This is a genomic window from Streptomyces sp. NPDC043176 (assembly GCF_056436715.1).
Genome location: NZ_JBWKCA010000002.1, coordinates 325,404 through 344,383, shown reverse-complemented (window position 1 = coordinate 344,383; position 18,980 = coordinate 325,404). Strand labels below are relative to the sequence as shown.

14 protein-coding genes are annotated in these 18,980 nt (G+C 74.6%); 7 read left to right on the top strand and 7 right to left on the bottom strand.

The features are described 5' to 3' along the window. Nucleotides 1-52 precede the first annotated feature (52 nt). From AC067A_RS04125 to AC067A_RS04115, 3 genes are all read right to left on the bottom strand, one after another. Nucleotides 53-1,096, bottom strand: coding sequence for a lactonase family protein (locus AC067A_RS04125; protein ID WP_478614193.1), 1,044 nt, complete (start codon nucleotides 1,094-1,096; stop codon nucleotides 53-55). Between the two features lie 97 nt (nucleotides 1,097-1,193). Further along, the gene (locus tag AC067A_RS04120) at nucleotides 1,194-2,687 is read right to left on the bottom strand and encodes an FUSC family protein (RefSeq protein ID WP_478614601.1); all 1,494 of its coding nucleotides are present in this window, start codon (nucleotides 2,685-2,687) and stop codon (nucleotides 1,194-1,196) included. Nucleotides 2,688-3,002: 315 nt separating this feature from the next. Beyond that, nucleotides 3,003-3,698, bottom strand: coding sequence for an ester cyclase (locus AC067A_RS04115; protein ID WP_478614190.1), 696 nt, complete (start codon nucleotides 3,696-3,698; stop codon nucleotides 3,003-3,005). A gap of 181 nt (nucleotides 3,699-3,879) precedes the next feature. Between AC067A_RS04115 and AC067A_RS04110 the strand changes: the two genes are divergently transcribed. After that, nucleotides 3,880-4,956 carry a hypothetical protein gene (locus tag AC067A_RS04110; protein ID WP_478614187.1) on the top strand — a complete coding sequence of 359 codons (1,077 nt, stop codon included), beginning with the start codon at nucleotides 3,880-3,882 and terminating at the stop codon, nucleotides 4,954-4,956. Here the strand turns inward: AC067A_RS04110 and AC067A_RS04105 are convergent. Beyond that, complete coding sequence (locus tag AC067A_RS04105) at nucleotides 4,937-5,260, bottom strand: protein kinase domain-containing protein (protein ID WP_478614184.1); 324 nt, start codon at nucleotides 5,258-5,260, stop codon at nucleotides 4,937-4,939. The two genes, AC067A_RS04110 and AC067A_RS04105, sit on opposite strands and share 20 nt — an antisense overlap. A 156-nt stretch (nucleotides 5,261-5,416) precedes the next feature. Here AC067A_RS04105 and AC067A_RS04100 point away from each other — a divergent pair, with 156 nt between their 5' ends. After that, nucleotides 5,417-6,928, top strand: coding sequence for a DUF4246 domain-containing protein (locus tag AC067A_RS04100; protein WP_478614182.1), 1,512 nt, complete (start codon nucleotides 5,417-5,419; stop codon nucleotides 6,926-6,928). Nucleotides 6,929-7,004: 76 nt separating this feature from the next. Next, the gene (locus tag AC067A_RS04095) at nucleotides 7,005-7,829 is read left to right on the top strand and encodes a dienelactone hydrolase family protein (RefSeq protein WP_478614180.1); all 825 of its coding nucleotides are present in this window, start codon (nucleotides 7,005-7,007) and stop codon (nucleotides 7,827-7,829) included. Between the two features lie 52 nt (nucleotides 7,830-7,881). Here AC067A_RS04095 and AC067A_RS04090 read toward each other — a convergent pair whose 3' ends face one another. Next, a complete protein-coding gene (locus AC067A_RS04090; RefSeq protein ID WP_478614178.1) occupies nucleotides 7,882-8,520 on the bottom strand; it encodes a protein kinase domain-containing protein in 639 nt (212 codons plus the stop codon). Here AC067A_RS04090 and AC067A_RS04085 point away from each other — a divergent pair. Next, a complete protein-coding gene (locus tag AC067A_RS04085) occupies nucleotides 8,470-8,955 on the top strand; it encodes an Lrp/AsnC family transcriptional regulator (RefSeq protein ID WP_478614175.1) in 486 nt (161 codons plus the stop codon). The two genes, AC067A_RS04090 and AC067A_RS04085, sit on opposite strands and share 51 nt — an antisense overlap. Before the next feature lie 79 nt (nucleotides 8,956-9,034). Further along, nucleotides 9,035-9,661, top strand: a complete 627-nt coding sequence (locus AC067A_RS04080; RefSeq protein WP_478614172.1) for a DinB family protein — start codon at nucleotides 9,035-9,037, stop codon at nucleotides 9,659-9,661. A gap of 88 nt (nucleotides 9,662-9,749) precedes the next feature. Here AC067A_RS04080 and AC067A_RS04075 read toward each other — a convergent pair whose 3' ends face one another. After that, complete coding sequence (locus AC067A_RS04075) at nucleotides 9,750-11,810, bottom strand: SpoIIE family protein phosphatase (RefSeq protein WP_478614169.1); 2,061 nt, start codon at nucleotides 11,808-11,810, stop codon at nucleotides 9,750-9,752. Nucleotides 11,811-12,176: 366 nt separating this feature from the next. Here AC067A_RS04075 and AC067A_RS04070 point away from each other — a divergent pair, with 366 nt between their 5' ends. Next, nucleotides 12,177-13,781, top strand: coding sequence for a hypothetical protein (locus AC067A_RS04070; RefSeq protein ID WP_478614166.1), 1,605 nt, complete (start codon nucleotides 12,177-12,179; stop codon nucleotides 13,779-13,781). Continuing rightward, nucleotides 13,772-15,658: a serine/threonine-protein kinase gene (locus tag AC067A_RS04065; protein WP_478614163.1), complete on the top strand. Its 1,887-nt coding sequence runs from the start codon at nucleotides 13,772-13,774 to the stop codon at nucleotides 15,656-15,658. The genes AC067A_RS04070 and AC067A_RS04065 overlap by 10 nt, the downstream gene beginning before the upstream one ends. Here the strand turns inward: AC067A_RS04065 and AC067A_RS04060 are convergent. Continuing rightward, nucleotides 15,640-18,804, bottom strand: coding sequence for a helix-turn-helix transcriptional regulator (locus tag AC067A_RS04060; RefSeq protein ID WP_478614160.1), 3,165 nt, complete (start codon nucleotides 18,802-18,804; stop codon nucleotides 15,640-15,642). The genes AC067A_RS04065 and AC067A_RS04060 overlap by 19 nt on opposite strands. Nucleotides 18,805-18,980: the final 176 nt, after the last annotated feature.

Here is an 18,980-nt window from a genome sequence, read left to right as displayed (position 1 = left end):
GAGCGGACCTCCGCCCCTTGCGCGGCGGGCGGCGGGCGCCGGGCGGCGGGCCTCAGCCGAAGACGACGCAGGAGGCCGCGGGTGCCTCGACGGCGCCCGCGCGGGACGGGATTCCGGTCTGCGGGTCGAGGGTGAACCAGGTGACGTCGCCGGAGCGCTCGTTGGCCGCGTACAGGCGTCGTCCGGAGGGGTCGAGGGTCAGGTCGCGCGGCCAGCGGCCGCCGCAGGGGACGGTGGTGACGAGGCTCGCCTCGGCGCCGTCCGCGTCGAGGGCGAGCACGGCGAGGGTGTCGTCGCCGCGCACGGCGGCCCACAGGAACCGGCCGTCGGGGGAGACGACGACCTCCGAGGGGTAGCCGGTGGCGCCCGCGGGGACGACGGGGGTTTCCCCGACGGGTTCGAGCACGCCTTCCGCGGCGTCCCAGCGGCAGACGGTGAGGGTGGGTTCCAGCTCGTTCAGGACGTAGGCGTGCGTGCCCGCCGGGTGGAACGCGAGGTGGCGCGGTCCCGTACCCGGCCGCAGTGCCGTCTCGCCGTGCAGGGCGAGGGCCCCGCTGTCCGGGTCGAGGGCGCAGATCCGTACGGAGTCGGTGCCGAGGTCGACGCTGACGACCCACCTGCCGCTGGGGTCGGGAAGCACCTGGTGGGCGTGCGGGACCCGCTGGCGGTCGGCGACGGGGCCGCTGCCCCGGTGCGCCAGGACCGCCGTGGCCGGGCGTGCGGTGCCGTCCTCGGCCAGGGGCAGGGCCGTGACGCTGCCGGAGGTGTAGTTGGCGGTGAGGAGGTGGCCGGCGGCGACCGCCAGATGGGTCGGGGCCGCGCCGCCGACGGGCACGGGCGGGCCGAGCGGCCGGGGTACGGGCCCGGTGACGTCGAACGCCGCCACCGCGCCCGCCTCGGTCTCCGACACGGCGTACAGGACCGGCCCCGCGAGCGCGAGGAACGACGGGTCGGCGACGGCCCGGCTCCCGCCGGTCACCGTCAGCGCGCCCGTCTCCCCGTCCACGTCGGCGGCGAGCACGCCGTGTCCACCCGCCGACGTGAACGACCCGATGTACGCCCGCGTCCGGCCTCGTACCGCTTCTGTGCCGCCCATGGCCCCTCCCCTGCCCCGTGGCCGGTCACGGCGGACCGGCCGTCGTCGTCCGTTCGGCCCGACGGTAGCAGGCGGTCTAGACCAAAGCGCCTCCCGCTCAGGCCGCCGGAACCAGGGGCGCGCGCGGTGACGTGCGCAGCGGCGCCGCCAGATCCACCAGGGCCTGCTCCAGGCCGTGCAGGTGTCCGAGGGCCGTCTCCGCGCCGGGGTGGTGCTGCGGGACGCCGTCGGGCTCGGCGACCGCCGCCGCGGGGCGGGCCGGCGGCACCAGGGCGTGCACGGCGGCCTCGACCCGCCAGGCCGCCGCCACCAGGCGAGCGTCGTGCGACGCGTCCGGGTCCGCCGCGACCACGGCCAGGCCCCTGATCTCGCGGGCGCAGTCGTCCAGGAGTGCCAGCACCCGGCGGGCCCTCGCCTTCCGTGCCCGCAGCGGGCTCAGCGGGTGCACCAGCGGCGCCAGCGACAGCCGGACCTTCCCCAGCAGGACCTCCAGCTCTCCCGCGTGACGCGCCGGATCCGCGTCCGGGTCTCCCGCCAGCCGCCGCGCCGCGGCGGTCGTGCACGTGTGCACGCACGTCACCGCCCGCTCGATCCACGCGTTGGTCGCGGCGTGCGTCGTCACCGGCAGCAGCGCCACCCCGACCGCCGCCCCGACCGCCCCGACGGCGGTCTCCTGGAAGCGGAGCAGCAGCAGGCCGGGGTGCAGCACGCCGAGCAGGCCGTACAGGAGCCCGGCCATGACGGTCACGAAGAACATCATCCAGCTGTACGAGAGGGGCGCGGTGTAGAAGATGCCGAACACGCACACGGCGACCAGGAGGGCGGTGGGGCCCCCGGCGCCGCCGAGGGGGACGGCGATCAGGAGGCCGGCCGCGATGCCCGCGACCGTGCCGAGGACGCGGCGGAAGCCCCGTACGAGCGTCTCGCCGCGCGAGGCGGTGTTGACGAAGATCCACCAGGCGGTGCCGACGGCCCAGTACCAGCGCTCGTGGGAGATCAGCTGGCCGGCCGCGAGCGCGATGGCGCAGGCGGCCGTGGCCTGGACGGCCTGCCGGGTGGTCGCGCGGGCCAGGCCCGACCCCGGCAGCGGGGTGGGCGCCGCGGGCGGCGGGACGCGGCGCTCGATGCACCAGGCACCGAAGCGGACCGCGCCGACGACGAGCAGCGCGAGGGCGACGGCCGCGTACAGCTCGGGGAGCTGGGCGGGGAGGGCGTGGAGGAACTGGGTGACGAAGAACTGCATGAAGGCGAAGATGCCGAGGGCGTGGCCGCGGGGGCCCCAGCGGCGGGCGTACACGCCGGCGAAGACGACGAGCAGCCAGGCGGCGTCGCGGGCGAGCGGCACGTCGTGCAGGAGGGTGGCGAGGGCCAGTACGGGGAAGCCGACCGCCGGCAGCAGGGCGGTGGTGACGGCCTGGCGGCGGACGGTGGGGTCGGCCACCGTGAACAGCGCGAGCAGCGCGGCGAGACCGGCGGTGAGGGACGCGACGAGGGAGAGACCGAGCAGTTCGGCCAGGGCGACCGCGAGCGCGATGCCGAGGACGGCCCGCGCCGAGACCCTGAGCCTGACCCGGCCCGGATCCGGTGCCATGAAGTACTTGCGCACGGCGGCCAATCCCGCCCCCCTTGATCTGTTCCTCACCGCGCGCGAGGTCCCCCTGGGGTGGTGGGGGCTCGGACACGACGAAGGCACCGCGGGCCAGTCCGGCCTCGTCGCCGGACGGCGCTGCGCGGCGCCGAAGGTATGTGTTGCCTACAAGGATAGACCGAAGGGGGCACAGCGGCTCAACCGCCCGTCGAAACGATGAGCCATTGGCCCACTCCTGCGGCGGTACGAGTGACCGGTCGCAGCCAATGGCTCATGTCGTCCGCACGGTCCGGCCCCCACGGGTGCCGTCGGACGCGGTCAGCCCTCCATGACGCCGAGCTGCTTCATCAGGCCGAGGTCGTCGAAGTTCCACCAGCTCTCGGCGATCCTGCCGCCCGCGCAGCGGAAGGTCGCGTGCGCCGTTCCGGCGATGTCGCGGCCCGTGGCCTCCATGCCCTGGTACGCGCCCGCGTGACGTCCCTTGAACGACGCGCGTACGCAGACCATGTCCCCCTCGGCGACCATGCTCTCGATGGTCGCCACGGGCTCGAAGGCCGTCATGATCTCCTGGTTCTCGACCTTGGCCTGTTCGAGCCCGACGTCGTACGAGGACAGGGACGGGTCGTGTTCCCGGTAGTCGGCGGTACAGATCGCGTCCGCCGCGTCGACGTTCCCCGCGTTGATCACGTCCTCGAAGAAGCTCCGGACCACGGTCTTGTTGAGCTGCTCGTCACGCATCACGTCGAGGTCCGTGAAGGACGGCTCGCCGTCGCACAGCGCGACCATCTCCCGGAAGATCCGGTCGGTCTCGGGCAGATGCGAGTTCTTCATCGCCTCCTCGTAGGAGGGAAACTCCACGATCTCCACCACGTGGGTGGAGTCGGCGCGGTCGCGCCCCACGATGGAGTGGGTCGCCGTCCGCTTGCCCTGGGTCGCCTCGACCCAGGAGTCCATCAGCTTGTTCAATTCATCGACCCTGCTCGTCGTGCAGTCGATGACCTGTACGAACGTCATCGCGGCTCCCATCGTCCGACGCGGCCCATGACGACTTCAGGCTATGCCCGGCCCACGACCGGTGCCCCCGGAGTTGAGGCGGCACGGGCGGCGGACGAGAATCGAAGGAGGATCAGCTCGGTGGCGCCGCCGTCTTCCTCGCGGCGTTTCTCTCCTTCGCACGCGAGGAGGATCGATCGAGATGGAGTTGTTCACCGGGGCGTACGGCGACAACCTCCAGGCCGAGGGGGCGGCCGACCGCAACCGGAGCATGCAGAACGCTCTCGACGGTTTCATGAACGGCCTGACCGGAGCCGACCGCGCCGCACTCGAACGGGTCGCCCTCACCGTGGTGGCCCTGGAGAACGCCGACGAACGCGCGTGGGCGGGCCACCGGCAGAACGAGGTCCACTACTCCGGCAGCATGGTCAAGCTCCTCGCCATGTACGCGGCGCACACCCTGCGCTTCTTCTCCCGTCAACTGGTCCTGGAACAGCATCCGTCGACGTCGGACGCCTTCTTCCTGGGGCTCGCCCACACCTTCGACGGCCAGATCAGGCTGAAGACCCCGAGCAGGATCACCCTCCAGCACGGGGGCGACGACGCCAAGATCGTGCCGGACTACCGGACGGTGCTCGAACCGCAACTCGACGCGTCGGGGCGGCCCGTCGGCGTCGAGTTCACCTTCGGCTACCGCACCCAGCTCAGGGAGATGCTCCTCCAGCAGCAGAACGCCGGCGCGGCCGCCAGCATCCACGGCGTCGCGTTCGGCTTCATGAACGCCAAGGCCGGCGACGACGGCTTCTTCCGGGATCCGCTCCAGCAGGGCATCTGGCTCGCCGGCGACTACCTGGGTCAGTGGACCGCGGTGCGGATCGCGTCCACGAACGACGGGCAGGTCGCCCAGGCGACCACAACCGTGGACATGGCGAGACTCGTCACCCGGATGTTCGACGGCAGCCTGGAGAGCGGCAGCCCGACCGATCTCGTCCAGATGCTCGCGGGCGGCGGGCGCAGCTGGTTCCACCGCGAACTCCTGTGGCCGAACGGCGGGCTCTCCGCCACCCACTCCAAGATCGGCATCGGCCCCCTCAAGCCCAACAGCGCGGGCGTCGTCCACAAAGTGGTGTCGGAGGCGCTCAAGGTGCACGACGGCAACCAGGACCTCGACTTCGTGGTCGTGTGGCAGAACCTCAAGGTCCCGGCCGACCCGACCAGAGCCGAACTCGAACGGGTCTCCCGCATGGTCGAGGCCACCGTCAACGGCTTCCGGCCGTGACGCCGAACCAGCCTCGCTCGGAGCCGTAGGACACCGCCAGGCTGGTGACGCGCTCGGCGTCACCGGCTCCCCGGACGCCGTAGCCGCCGCACCGGCCGTGAAGGCCACGGCGACGGCGACGGCGACGGCGACGGCGACGAGAAGCGGACGACGTCGGCGGCGTACCGAGCATGCGGCCGGTGGCCGTCATGGTCTGGTGGTCGGTCGCGCGGGAGATGCCGAAGTCGATGACGAGGGGGCCGTCGCCGGTCAGGAGGACGTTGTCCGGCTTGAGGTCGCGGTGGAGGACGCCGACGGCGTGCATGTCCCAGAGGGGCTCCGCCGGCCCGACCACGAGCAGCCGCAGATCGCCCCCGGCTCCCGGACCGGTGCCTGCGCACCGGAGACGGGCCCGGCCGCGATGTCAGTCCGCTGACGTATTCTTCCGGCCACCGCACACCGACCGTGAGGATCAAGAGAATTGACCGGCTCGACCGCTTTCCCCCTGCCCTTCCACACCTCCCGTTCCCTGCCGTTCGCGACACCCCGGACGCTGCGGGAAGTGGAGATGACGCAGTGCAGCGCGCACATCCGGTCGAAGCCGGGGTGGTTCGACAAGAGGAACGACGCGGACATCGTCGCCAGGTGGACGCGGGAGGCGGTCGCCGAGGGGCTCACCGAGGCGCAGGTGCGTTACGTGCTCGCCGAACTCGCGCACTACGCCGCGCTGCGGGACGAGCGGACCGGCGTCGAGGTGTCGACGGTCGACGGCGTGTGGCAGTCGGACACGCTGATCGACGAGGAGCTCAGGTCCCGGCTGGGCGAGGCGGTCCGGGTTCTCGAGGAGGTCCCCGACGCGGAGCGGGACTGGCATCCAGGATCCGGCGGCCAGGTGCTGGACCTCGTCCACCCTTCCCTGTTCTGCCTGGTGAGGGACGTGAGCGGCGCGCCCGAGCAGGCGTGGGCGAACCCGACGAACCACTACTCGAAGTACGAGTTCTCGGAGAGGTTCCAGTGGCTGCCCACGGACGTCGAGGTCGGTGACGACGGCGACGTCGCCTTCCGCTCGTACGTCAACAACGTCCATCCCGAGAAGCACCGCGAACTGGCCGCCGTCCTTCCGGACTTGTTCGCGCGCATGCGTCCGCTGCTGGAGAACGTGCTCACCGATCTGCGCCGTCCGCGGCCGCCGCGCATCGAGGTCGATCCCTACGGCTGGTACGACTCGGAGCCGCGGCGTCCCGACAGGTCCGCGTACGGCGACGACGACGCGGCGCACAACGAAGCCCTCCGCGTCTGGGAGAGGGCCCTGGACGACTGGTGGGAGACCCGTCGTCCCGTCGTCCCGGACGCCCCGGTCTTCACCATGCCCGAGGCGCCCGACGAGTCCGCCCGGGTGGACCTGCGCGGTCGCCGTCTCCAGGTCATCGTGAAGCTCGCCACGATTCACCTCACCCCGGAGAAGCCCGAGTACTCCGGCGGTTCCTGGCACGTCGAGGGGATGCTGAACGAGCGGATCGTCTCGACGGGCATCTACTACTGGGACAGCGAGAACATCACCGAGAGCCGTCTGGGCTTCCGGGCCGCGCTCGACGATCCGGAGTACCAGCAGAGCGACGACAACGGCGTGCGCGAGGTGTACGGCCTGGAGAACGAGGACGCGCTGAACCAGCTCCTCGGATCGGTGTCGACGCCGGCGGGCCGCTGCCTGGCGTTCCCGAACGTCCTGCAGCACCGCGTCGGCTCGTTCCGCCTGGCGGACCCCAGCCGCCCGGGACATCGCAAGATCCTCGCGTTCTTCCTGGTCGACCCGGAGCACAGGATCGTCTCGACGTCCGACGTGCCCCCGCAGCAGCCGTGGTCCGACACCTCGACCATGACGCTCGCACAGGCCGAGGAGTACCGCGAGGAGCTCATGCGGGAACGCAAGTTCTTCGTCGACGAGCACAACGAGCAGCTCTACGAACGGGAATTCTCGCTCTGCGAGCACTGAACACGGCTACTCGCGAGTAGGGTCTGGCGCTGTCACTTCCGTGCCGGTTCAGTCCGGACGACAGCCAGGAGGGCACGTGGCGGACGACGCACTGACGGACTTCACGCGAGAGCCGTTCCGTCACGAGGGACGGTCGCACACGGTGCTGCGGTCGGGGAGCGGTCCGGCGGTCGTCGTCATGGCCGAGATCCCGGGCATCACCCCGAAGGTGGCGCGGTTCGCGCGACGGGTGCGCGACCTCGGCTGCACCGTGGTCCTCCCGGACCTGTTCGGGGTCGCCGGACGGGATCCCGATCCGGCGGCGCACGGGCGCCTCGGAACCGTGGCGACAGGGGTGCGCGCCGTCGCCCACATCTGCGTGAGCCGGGAGTTCACCGTGCTGGCGGCCGGACGCACCTCTCCGGTCGTCGGCTGGCTCCGGGCCCTCGCGGCCCGGGAGCACGAACGGTGCGGCGGCCCCGGTGTCGGAGCCGTCGGCATGTGCTTCACCGGCGGCTACGCCCTCGCGATGGCGACCGACGAGCGCCTCCTGGCGCCCGTCCTGTGCCAGCCGTCGCTGCCGCTCGCGGTCAGCGCGCGCAACCGCCGCTCCCTCGACATCTCTCCGGACGACCTGCGCGCGGTCCAGCGCCGGTGCGAGGCCGGTCTGACCGTCCTCGGGCTGCGCTTCCGGGGGGACAGGCTCGTCCCCGGCGAGCGGTTCGCGCTGCTGAGGGCGAGGCTCGGCGAGGCCTTCGTCGGAATCGAGCTCGACGACGGCGCGGCGAACCCCCACGCCCTGACCCCTCCGCACTCCACCGTGACCGAACACCTCGTCGACGAGCCCGGTCAGCCCACCCGTGAGGCCCTCGACACCGTGCTCGAGCACCTCCGCACCCGACTCCTGACCCCGGAGGCGTGAGCGTCCCGACGCGCGCCGCGCGCCGGAGGACCGGCCCCCTCGTGCTCCGGGGTCAGCTCCTGCGCCACGGCGGGTCGGGCGGGGCGGTGCCGCTACACCACCTCCAGGCAGTAGTCGGTGTGGCTCGTCTCGGTCCAGGGGGGGCTCTGCGGCTCGACGGTGTACGCCGGGTCGACCCCTCGCCGCGGGCCTGTTCGGGCGACGTGAACGCGATCGTGCCGAGCGTGAGGGACGTGCGGGTCAGGTCCAGGGCGTGCGAGATGCCGAAGTCGATGAGCCGCGGCCCGGTGAGCGGCAGGAGGACGTTGCCCGGCTTCACGTCCCGGTGGACGATCGCCGCCCGGTGGAGGTCCACCAGCGCCTCGGCCATCCCGGCGACGATCCAGCGCACGGCCGCCGGGGGCAGGGCACCGCCGTCGCGGACCAGTTCGCCGGGGGAGGGGGCGGGGACGTACCCCGCTCCCCCCGGTCCGACGGCACCGACGGCACCGACGGCACCGACCGTACGGGATACGGAAGCGACCCATCGGTACAGTCGTGAATCGGATGCGTTCGCTCGCGTTCGGACGGGTTGCGGGCGATGTGGACGGTTCGGAACGGTTCGGTCGACGCGACCGGGGACAGAGGAGGCCGACGGAGCATGGCGGTGGACGAGCTCGACACCAGGATCCTGCGGTTGCTCATCGAGCAACCACGGACGAGCGTGCGCGAGTACGCCCGGATCCTGGGGGTGGCGCGGGGCACCGTGCAGGCCCGGATCGACCGTCTGGAGCGGGACGGGGTGATCACCGCGACCGGGCCGGTCCTCTCTCCGGCCGCGCTCGGGCACCCGGTGCTCGCCTTCGTGCACGTCGAGGTGACCCAGGGGCGTCTGGACGAGGTCGGCGACGCGCTCGCCGGCGTGCCCGAGATCGTCGAGGCCTTCTCCATCACCGGCGGCGGCGACCTCCTGACGCGGGTGGTGGCGCGCGACGCCGGCCACCTGGAGGACGTCATCCAGCGGCTCATCAGGCTGCCGGGCGTGGTCCGCACCCGCACCGAGATCGCGCTGCGCGAGCGGGTGGCGCACCGGTTGCTGCCGCTCGTCGAGGCGGTCGGGCGGCGGTCGGGCGGCCCCCGGCAGTGAGCCGCTAATTCGGGGGCGGTGGGCGGCGGCCTGTGGCAGGGTACGAGCGCCCGCGCCCTCGTCTGATCCGGAGCGTCCGATGCCCGTCCCCGCCCGACTCGCCCCTCTGCTCGCCCAGTTCGACTTCGCCCGGCAGCGGCTCACCGACCGGATGGCGGGCCCGCTGATGGACAGCGGGAACGGCACGGAGGTGGAGGTCGGTCCGATGACCGACGCGGAGTACCTCTGGGAGCCGGGGCCTGGCTGCTGGTCGGTCCGCCGGCACGCGGACGGACCGGGTCCCGGCGCCACCCTCCTCGTGGGCACGGGCGAGTTCGGCCGGGACACGACGCCGCCGCCGCACCCCGAGCCGGCCCCGTTCACCACGATCGCCTGGCGGCTCAGCCACCTCACCGAGATGCTCGCGCTGCGCGCCGACCACACCAACGGCAGCCGCTCCCTGACCCGCGACGACCACCCCGTCAGCGGGGACGCCGACACCGCCGTCAAGGCCTTCTCCGCCGCCGCCGACGCCTGGCGGGACGCCCTGACGTCCGCCGGCGACAAGGACCTGGACACGGTGGGCCATTGCACCTACCCGCACGGCAGCGACCCCGAGGAGCTCTTCCTCGACGTCGTCTGGTGGGTCAACCAGGAAGTCCTGCACCACGGCGCGGAGATCGCCCTGCTGAGGGACCTGTACCGGCTCGGGAACACGCGGTCCTGACCCCGGTCGTCTGCGCCCGGCGGCCCGGCCCGGCCGGGCCGCTCGGCGGGGCGCACCCACACCCGTGCTCCTTTCCCCGTACGCGAGTTCAGCGGACCGTACGGGCGAGCAGCATCGCCACGTCGTCCTGGGCGGGTCCCGCCAGGAGCCGCCCGAGGACCTCGTCGCAGAGCCTGTCCAGGGGCCGGTCGACGGGCCGGAGCGCCTGGGCGAGCTGGCGCATGCCCTCGTCGAGGTCGCGGTCACGGGCCTCGATCAGGCCGTCCGTGTAGAGGACGAGCAGACCGCCCTCGGGCAGCGAGACCTCCTCCGTGCCGAAGTCGTGGGCGCCGGTGCCGAGCGGGGTGCCCGGCGGGCCTTCGAGGAAGGTGACGGTCCCGTCGTCGGTGGCCACGGCAGGCGGCGGGTGGCCGGCGCGGGCGATGACCCAGCGGCCGGTGGCCGGGTCGTGGACCGCGTACACGCACGTCGCCATCTCGTCCTCGCCCAGGTCGGCGACGACCGCGTCGAGCGAACTGAGCATCCGGGCCGGCGGGATGTCGTGGCGGGCCAGGGTCCGCACGGCGGTGCGGAGTTGGCCCATGACGGCCGCCGCGTGGATGCCGTGCCCCATGACGTCGCCGATGACCAGGCCCGTCCGGCCACCGGGCAGGGTGATCACGTCGAACCAGTCGCCTCCGACGTCGTGCGCGCTCGCGGGCAGGTAGCAGCCGGTGAGTTCGAGGCCGGTGACGGACGGGAGCTCGTTGTTGGTGAGGCTGCGCTGGAGGGTGATCGCCGCCTCCCGCTGGGTGGTGTAGAGGCGGGCGTTGTCGATGTTGAGGGCGGCACGGGCCACCACCTCGTCGATGAGGACGCAGTCCTGCGCGTCGAAGGGCTCACGGGTCCGCAACCGGGTCACCGTCACCGCGCCCAGCACCTGCCCCCGGGCCACCAGGGGGACCAGACGCGCCGAGCCGATGCGGGTGGCGAGGTAGGTGCGGAGCGCCTCGGTGCGGGGGTCCTTGAAGAGCTCCGGGATGTCGGACGTGTAGAGGTTCGTGGGCCGCCCGTGGACGACGACCTGCTCGTACACCGAGTCCAGCGGGATCTGGAAGGTCTGCCCGGGGGCGAGCAGCGAGGTCGGCGCGGTCGGATCGGGGAAGCGTGCCGCGAGGCGCCGGAGGACCCCCCGGGTGGAGGCGGCCGGATCGTCCGGTTCGAGGACGGACTCCAGCATCTGTACGTCCGCGGAGTCGGCGAGCTGCGGCACGAGGAAGCGGACGGCCTCCTCGGCCGTCTGCTTCAGGTCGAGCGTCGTGCCGATCCGGGCGCCCGCCTCGGCGAGCAGCGCGAAGCGGTGACGGGCGCGCTCGACCTCGGTGTGCGCCTCCTGGCTCTCGGTGATGTCCACGAGGGAGGCGATGAGCCCGAGGGACCGGCTGTCGCTGCGGTCGACGAGCGGCGCGTACGAGCAGGACCAGATGTGGTCCCGGTCGGGGTCCGCCGGGGTGCGGCCGACCCGGCGGGCGTCGACGACCGCGTTCCCGCTGTCGAGGACCTGCCGCATCAGCGACTCGAGCGAGGCGGCGTTGACGCCCGGCACGACCTCGGTGAGGCGGCGGCCCACGTGCTCCGGCGCCGACATGCCGTTCATCCGGGCGAGGGCGTCGTTGACGCGCAGGAAGCGCAGGTCGGGGCCGAGGAGCGCGAGGCCGATCGGCGACTGGGTGAAGAGGCTCTCCATCGCCGCCAGGTTCTCCCGCATCCGCAGGACCTCGGAGGTCTCCACCGCGATGAGCATCGCCCCCGGCCGGCCCTCCGGGTCGGCGGCCGGCACGATCCACATCTCCATGGCGACGGTGTGGCCGTCGCGGTGGCGCACGGGGAGCGTGCCCACCATCGTCTCGCCTGCCTGGACGCGGTCGGTGAGCCGGTCGGCGAGTTCACGGTTGGCGTCCGGGACGAGGAGCGGCGTGGCGAGCCGCCCGAGCACGTGCTCGGGTCGGTGTCCGAGGAGGTCCTGGGCGGCGAGCGACCACTCGACGATCCGGCCGTCGGCGTCCTCCCGCCACAGGGCGATCGGGAGCAGCTCACGGAGCACGCCCGCGTCACCGACGGCCGCCCTGGGCGGCTGCGGAACCCTGCTCGACGACTGATCTGTCTCCAACGCATCGACCTACGCATCGGCCCGGCCCCAGAGGGCTCAATCCCTACCGAATCACCCTAGCCGAGTCATGTACGGCGGGCTCTGCACAGTGCGGCCGATCGAGGACCCGCCGGTTCCGTAGTTCTACGGATGCGCGGTACCGAGCGGGCCTGCGAGAGTCGGTCCGACCTCTGTGCACGTCGTCCGTGCCGGCCGGAGCCGCCACGGACCCGGCCGCGCACCCCCGTCCCGGCCGTCCCCGCCGCCCGTCTCCTTCCCCGCCCGTCCCTGCCCCTCTTCCGCACCTCGTCCCCGACCCGCCCCCGTGCCGCAGGGCCGTCCCTGCCCCCCGCGCCCCGCTCGCCCCCTCTCCCCGGAGCATCCCGCATGCGCAGCCGCTTGCCCGACGAGCTCCGCCCCGGCGTGCCGTCGTACGGCGGCACGCCGGGCGCCGGCAGGGAGCCGGAGGAGGCCCGCGAGATGCTGCTCCGGGCCCGGCGGCTCACCGCTGAAGGGCATCCGGCGGCGGGCGGGGCGTGGGAACGGGCCGCGACGGCCCTGCGGCGCGCGGGCGGGACGATCACGCCGGGGGATCACGCGGACGCGCTGGACTCGACCGCGCTGGACTGCCGGGGCAGGGCGCGGCCGGCCGCCGGGCCGCTCTTCGCGCGGGCGGCCGATCTGCACGAGCGGGCGGGTCGGCACGGCAAGGCGCTGGTCTCCCGGGCGCGGGCGGTGCTGGCCGGCGAGGACGCGGGGGGCGCGGCCCACGGCCGGCTCGGGGAGCTGTGCGAGCGGGCCGCCGTCCTGCACCGCGCCGGGCGGGCCACCGCCGGGCAGACGACGACGGTTCTCCTGCTCCACCTCCGGGCGCGCGCCGATCGTCTCGACACCCTCCCCGACCCGGCCGCCGGGGCCGCCGGGCTGCGCGAGGAACTCGGGAGGCTGATCGCCTCCGCCGCGCCGCACCGGGCGGACCCGGCCGTCCTCTGCCCGCTCGCCGACGCCCGCGCGCTCCTCGGCCGGATCAGCGCGCCGGACGCCCCGGCCGCGGCCCTCGCCCACCTCAGGGCCGCCGTCGCGGGCCACCGCGCCGCGGGCCGGCCGTGGGGAGCCGTGGAGCACGAGCTGGTCCTCGCCGGCGTCCTCCGGGCCACGGGCGCCCATGAGGAGGCGGCCGCGCTCCTCCGGTCCTCCCTCCGTGCCGCCCTCCCCTCCGACGGCTCCGCCTCCTCGCTCCGCCGTGACGACCGGGCCCGCCTCTGTCTCGCGCTCGCGCGGTCCGTCGGGGTTTCGCGCGCGGCCGGTCGCGGGCGGGACGAGTGGCGCGGCGGGGCCGCGGGCTCACACCGGGCCGACGACGGACCGGGCGGACGGTGGCGCGACGGGGCCGGGGGAAGGTCCCCGGTCGCGCTCGGAAGCGATCTCGGGCCGGACGAACGGCGGCGCGTCGGGGCCGAGGAGCTGGCGCTGCTCGTGGACGCCGTCCGGCTGACCGGTGGGGCGGCCGTGGATCCGTGTCCGGGAGCGCTGGCCCGGTTGCGACTCGGCTCCGCGTATGCCGAGCTGGGCCGGTACGGGGAGGCCGCCGCACTGCTCGAAGAGGCCCTGCGGGGCTTCGCCGAGGACGGCGACGAGGCGGGAGTCGTACGGGCCGGGGCCTGGCTCGCGCACAGCGTACTGTGCCTGGGCGACACCGGCCGGGCCGGACGGGAGTACGCGCGCGCGGCGGCGCGGGCCGGGCGGTGGGAGGAGTCGCGGCACGCCGAGGCCCTCGGCCGTCGAGCGGCTCAGGCGGGCGCCGCGGCCGGCCCGCCGGAGCGGACCGCCCTGGCCGGCGACGGATGTGCCGGTCCGGGCCCGGAGTTGCGCGGGCTGCCGGAGCCGTACGGGCCTCCGGGGCGCTACCAGGTGAATGTGTACGGCGATGTGGGCGGGACCGGGCGGAACACCGTCGCGGTCCCGAGGACCCGAGTGCAGGGGTGCGTGTGAACAGAGTGATCGACGGCCGCTTCGAACTGGTCGAGCGGCTGGGCGGCGGCGGCATGGGAACGGTCTGGCGCGCCCGCGACCTGGCCCTCCACCGCGACGTGGCGCTCAAGGAGGTCCGGCCGCCCGATCCCGCACTGGTCGAGCACGACACCGAGAGCGCCCGGACCCTGCGGGCCCGGGTGTTGCGCGAGGCGCGGGCCTTGGCCAGGATCGACCACCCCAACGTGGTGACGATCCATCACATCGTGGACGCGGGCGAGGGGACGTACCCGTGGCTCGTGATGGAGCTCGTCACGGGTGGTTCGCTCCAGGACCGGCTGGAACGGGGCACGATGACCCCCGCCGAGGCCGCACGCATCGGCCGCGGTCTGCTGTCGGCCCTGCGCGCCGCCCACGAGCGGGACATCGAGCACCGCGACGTGAAGCCCGCCAACGTCCTGCTGCGGCCGGACGGCAGGCCGGTGCTCACCGACTTCGGCATCGCGGCGATCCGCGAGTCCACCGTCCTGACCGCCTCGGGCTCGATCATCGGGTCGCCCGACTACATGGCTCCCGAGCGGATCCGCGGCGGCACGAGCGGACCGGCCGCCGACCTGTGGTCCCTCGCCATGCTCCTGTACGTGGCCGTCGAGGGCCGCCACCCACTGCGCCGCGAGAACACCCTCGCGACCCTGGCGGCCGTCCTGTCCGACGACGTGCCGCCGCCCGTCCAGGCCGGTCCCCTCACCGACGTCCTCAACCGCCTGCTGGTGCGGGACCCCTCCGCCCGTCCCGGCGCGGAGGAGCTCGACCGCACCCTCGCCGCCGTGGCGGGGGCGGACCCGGCGGACCCGGCGGCCCGTCAGGACGCTTACGGGATAAGGGACGTGGTGCCGCCTCAGCCTACGGACGGGTCGCACCCCGGAGCGGCGGTGCCGTGGACCGCGGGAGGCGGAGGTACGCCGGGAGGCGCCGCGGTCGGCGGCGCGACAGGAAGCGGCACGGTCGGCGGCGCGGTCGGCGGCGCGACAGGAAGCGGCACGGTCGGCGGAGGCCCGGCGGGGACGACCTCGTTCCACTTGGCGCCTCCGTCGCAGGCGGTCCCGGCACCGCCGTCCACTCCCTTCCCGCCCCCCACGCCCGGCGCCTTCGCTCCCTCGGGCCCGGCCTACGCGCCCGGGGCGGACGCGACTCCCCCGGCCGCCACGACCGCCACCCCGGCACGGGCCGGGGGACGGCGGGCTGGGCGTGCCCGGCGGCTCGCCGGCCTCGTCGCCGTGGTGGTCCTCGCGGTGGGCATCCCCGTCGGCGCCATGGCCTGGGACTGGCGCCCCGACGAGCCGGGCAGCGACCCGACCGCCGCTCCCCCGGCACAGCGGAGCCCGACCGCCGGGCAGCCTTCCGCCTCCACCACCCCGGCGAAGGAGCCGACGACGCCGGAGCAGCGCGATCTGCTGACCCCCGACGGGGTCAGGGCGGCCGTCGCGGCGGTGAACGCGGCCACGGGCGGCGCCAAGGTGACGAGTTTCGTCGTCTACCCGGACTACGTCGTGGCCCAGGCGCTCGTCAAGGGCAGTACACAGCGGTACGACCGGTACATGTACCGGGGCGAGGACGTGGCCGTGAAGCAGGGACCCGGCGGCACCGCCTTCCCCGGCACGGTGCCGACCGACCTGGACGTCTTCGACTGGGACGTCCTGCCGGCGCTCATGAAGCGCGCGGACAAGGAGCTGGGCATCGCCGAACCGACGAGCCGCTACCTCGTCGTCAACCCGGCCTCCACGCTCACCGGCAGCGGCCCCGGACTGAGCGTCTACCTCTCCGACACGTACGGCTCGGGGTATCTCAGCGCCGACGCCAAGGGCCGGGTGATCGCCACCTACCCGCGCGAGAACTGATCGCCGCCGGCCCCGGCCCCGGCCCGGACGACGAGCGAGGCGAGTCCGGCTCTCGTCTCCACGCCGGTCTTGCGGTAGACCCGGGCGACATGGCTCTCGACCGTGCGCGGGCTGAGACAGAGCCGGTCGGCGACGGCCTGGTTGGTGAGCCCCTCGGCGACGAGGGCCGAGATCTCCCGCTCGCGCGGGGTCAGCACGGCGAGCCGCCCCCCGGCGGCGTCCTCCGGCGGGGCCGGTCTGGTCCGGTCGGCCAGGTCCACCAGCATCAGGGCGCCGGCCTCGGCGGCCAGTCGGCGCCCCCTTCGCCACACCGCCGCGGCCTGCTCCGCGTCGCCCGAGGCGTGCAGCTGGGGGGCGGCGAGGAGCAGGCTGTGGGCCTCCCGGACGACGGCGCCCGACCGGGCGCTCTCCCCGGCCGCGTCGACGAACGTCCGGGCCGCCGCGGCCGGTTCGCCCCGCTGTGCCTGGACACGACCCCTGGCACGCAGCGCCGCACCCCGTTGGACGGGCAGGCCGAGGGCGTCCGACTCGGCCCCGGCGAGCCGCGCCGCCCGCTCCGCCTCGGCGAGGTCGCCCTCGGCGAGGGCCGCCCCGGCGAGCAGTTCGAGATAGCCGGGGCGCAGCGAGGGCTGGACCCTCGACAGGTCCCGGCCCCGGCCCGCCCGCACCAGCACCTCCCGCACCCGGTGCGGATCCCGGGTCAGCGGGATGCCGTAGCCGAGGAGGCAGCGGGCCTGGGTGGCCCACCACCCGTCCGCCATTCCCACCGTCGCGGCCGCCTCCTCGGCGGCGGCCGGCCCCTCGGGGTCCCCGAGGGGCCGGGCGTGGAGGAGGACGGTGGCCCTGATGGCCCGGCTGAATCCGAGGAGTTCGGCGCCTCCGAGGGCTCGTGCCACGGATACGGACTCGTCCGCCAGGTCGAGGGCGGCACCGATCCGACCGGTCTGGAAGTGGACGTACGCGCCGCAGAGGAGGAGCTGGGAGAGCGCGAAGGGGCGGCCGTGGCGACGGGCCATCTCGGTGCCCCGGGTGGCGTGGCGTTCGGCGGCCCCGTACTGCTCCAGGAAGACCTCGCACCAGCCGAGGCGCACCAGCGACTCGGCGTGGTCGGCCAGCTCGCCGTCGGTGAAGGCGTCCGTGAGCGCCGCCGCCTCCGCCGCGTACCCGCGTGCGGCCTCGGTGTTCCCCTCGTACACCTCGCCGAGCGCCGCCAGGGTCAGCACCTCGGCCGTACCGGGCTCGTCGCCCCGCCGCCTGGCCTCGTCGAGCGCCTCCACGACGACGGGGCGCACCTCGGGGTACCGGGCGGCGAAGAGGGCCCTGCACCCCCACTCCACGACGAGCCACGTCCGCAGGTCGGGCCGTGGCCCGGGGGTCCGCTCCAGCTCGCGCCGGAGCAGCACGTCGGCTTCCGGGTAGCGGCCCAGGTGACGCTCCATGAAGGCGCAGAGGAGTACGGCGGAGGTCCGCAGCTCCGCCGTGACGGCGGGGTCGTCGCCCTCGCCGTCGCCCTCGCCGGCGCCCTCGCCGGTGTCTGCGACGGCGCGTGTGCCCTCGTGTGCGGCCAGGTGCGTGTCAGCGCGTGCGGCCTGGCCTATGCCCTCGTGTGCGGCGGCCTGGCCTATGCCCTCGTGTGCGGCGGCCTGGCGTGGGTCCTCGTGTGCGGCGGCCTGGCGTGGGTCCTCGTCTGCGGCGGCCTGGCGTGGGTCCTCGCGTCCCGCGTCGCCGCGCCGGTCGGGGCCGCAGTCGTCGATGAGCCGGTGGAGGAGGTCACGGCTCTCCGCGACCCGGCCCGCGGACCCCAGGGCACGGGCCCGCCGGAGCATCAGGTCTCTCCGGGTGGACCGGTGTCCGGGGGCGTCGGGAAGCAGGTCGAGGACGACCGCGAGCCACTCCGCGGCGCGCGCGGGATCGGCCGCGCCGACGAGTTCGGCGGCCCGGACCAGTTCGGCCGCGGTGTGCGGATCCCAGGCGGTCGTGGCCCACACGAGGTGCGGGGCTCGCTCGGTCAGCGGTGCCCCCGCCTCGGCGAGGGCCGCCGCGGCCCGCCGGTGCAGTTCGCGGCGCCGCCACGGGTCGAGTGCGCCGCGCACGAGTTCCGGCAGGGCGGGGTGCCGGAGCCCGAGGAGGCGTCCCCGCGCGTCGGACCGGACGAGGTCACGGCGGGCGAGGGCTCTCAGGGCCTGGTCGACGTCCTCCCGTTCCATGCGGTGGGGGGCGGGCGCCCCGACGGACGCGACCAGTTCGGGCGTCGCCCGCTCACCGAGCACGGCGACGGCCTCGACGACGTCCCGTTCGGCCGCGTCGAGCGGGCTGAGTTCGTCGAGCAGCACCGCCAGCGGCCCGGCACAGGCCTGCTCGCCCCGGCCGGTGCGCGCGACCGCGAGGGCCCGGTAGTAGAGCGGGACGCCCAGGCTGTCCCGGTGGACCTGCCGGGCCGCCCGGGGCGGCAGTCCGGGGGCGAGTCCCGCCGCGCAGTCCTCCTCCCCCAACGGCCCCAGGGCCAGCGGCGAGACGGCCCCCGAGTCGACGGCGCGGGCCAGGGCCGACGCGAGATCGGGCGGGGTCTGGCGTTCCCGGCGGCCCAGCACGAGCAGCACGGGCGCCCGGCGCGGATGCCGCAGCAGGTGGTCGACGAGCTCCACGGACGCCGGGTCCGCGCCGTGGAGGTCGTCGAGGACGACCACCAGCCCGGGGTCCCCGACCCGCCCCAGGGCGGCGGCGATCCGGCGCACGCTGCCGGTGCGGCCGGCCGTGGGCCCGCCGGAGGTCTGCCCTCGCTCCGGCGACGGGAGCGGCGGCGGTTCCAGGAGGTCGGCGAGGTCGGCGAGGGCCGGGGTCGTGGCGCGGTCGCGGTGGTCGAGGTCGGCGAGGGCGTCGGCGAAGACGTGGAAGGGGGTGCCGTGGTCCGCGCCGGCGGGGCAGGAGCGGCCGTGCAGGACGACGGTGCCGCGGAGGCGGGCGCGTAGGGCGAACTCGGCGAGGAGCCGGGTCTTGCCGATGCCCGGCTCGCCCGTGACGTCGACGGCGACCGGCCCCGCTCCCCCGGACCGCAGGCGCAGCAGCGCGTCGAGCCGGTCGAGTTCGCGGGCCCGCCCGACGAGCGGCACGCGGTCGGCGCGCCCCCGGTCCCCGAACGTCTCCATGTACCAGCCCTCCCCGTACGGCCGTACGTCCTGCGGCGTACCGTCCCGCTTTTTCCCGGTTCCCAGTTGTACGGCACGCCACCGACAACGGTGCCCGCAGCCCCTCGCGCGGGGCACGCGGTCGGCTGCGGCAGCCGCCGTCAGGGGTGCACGCGGACGCCCGTGAGCACCTCGTC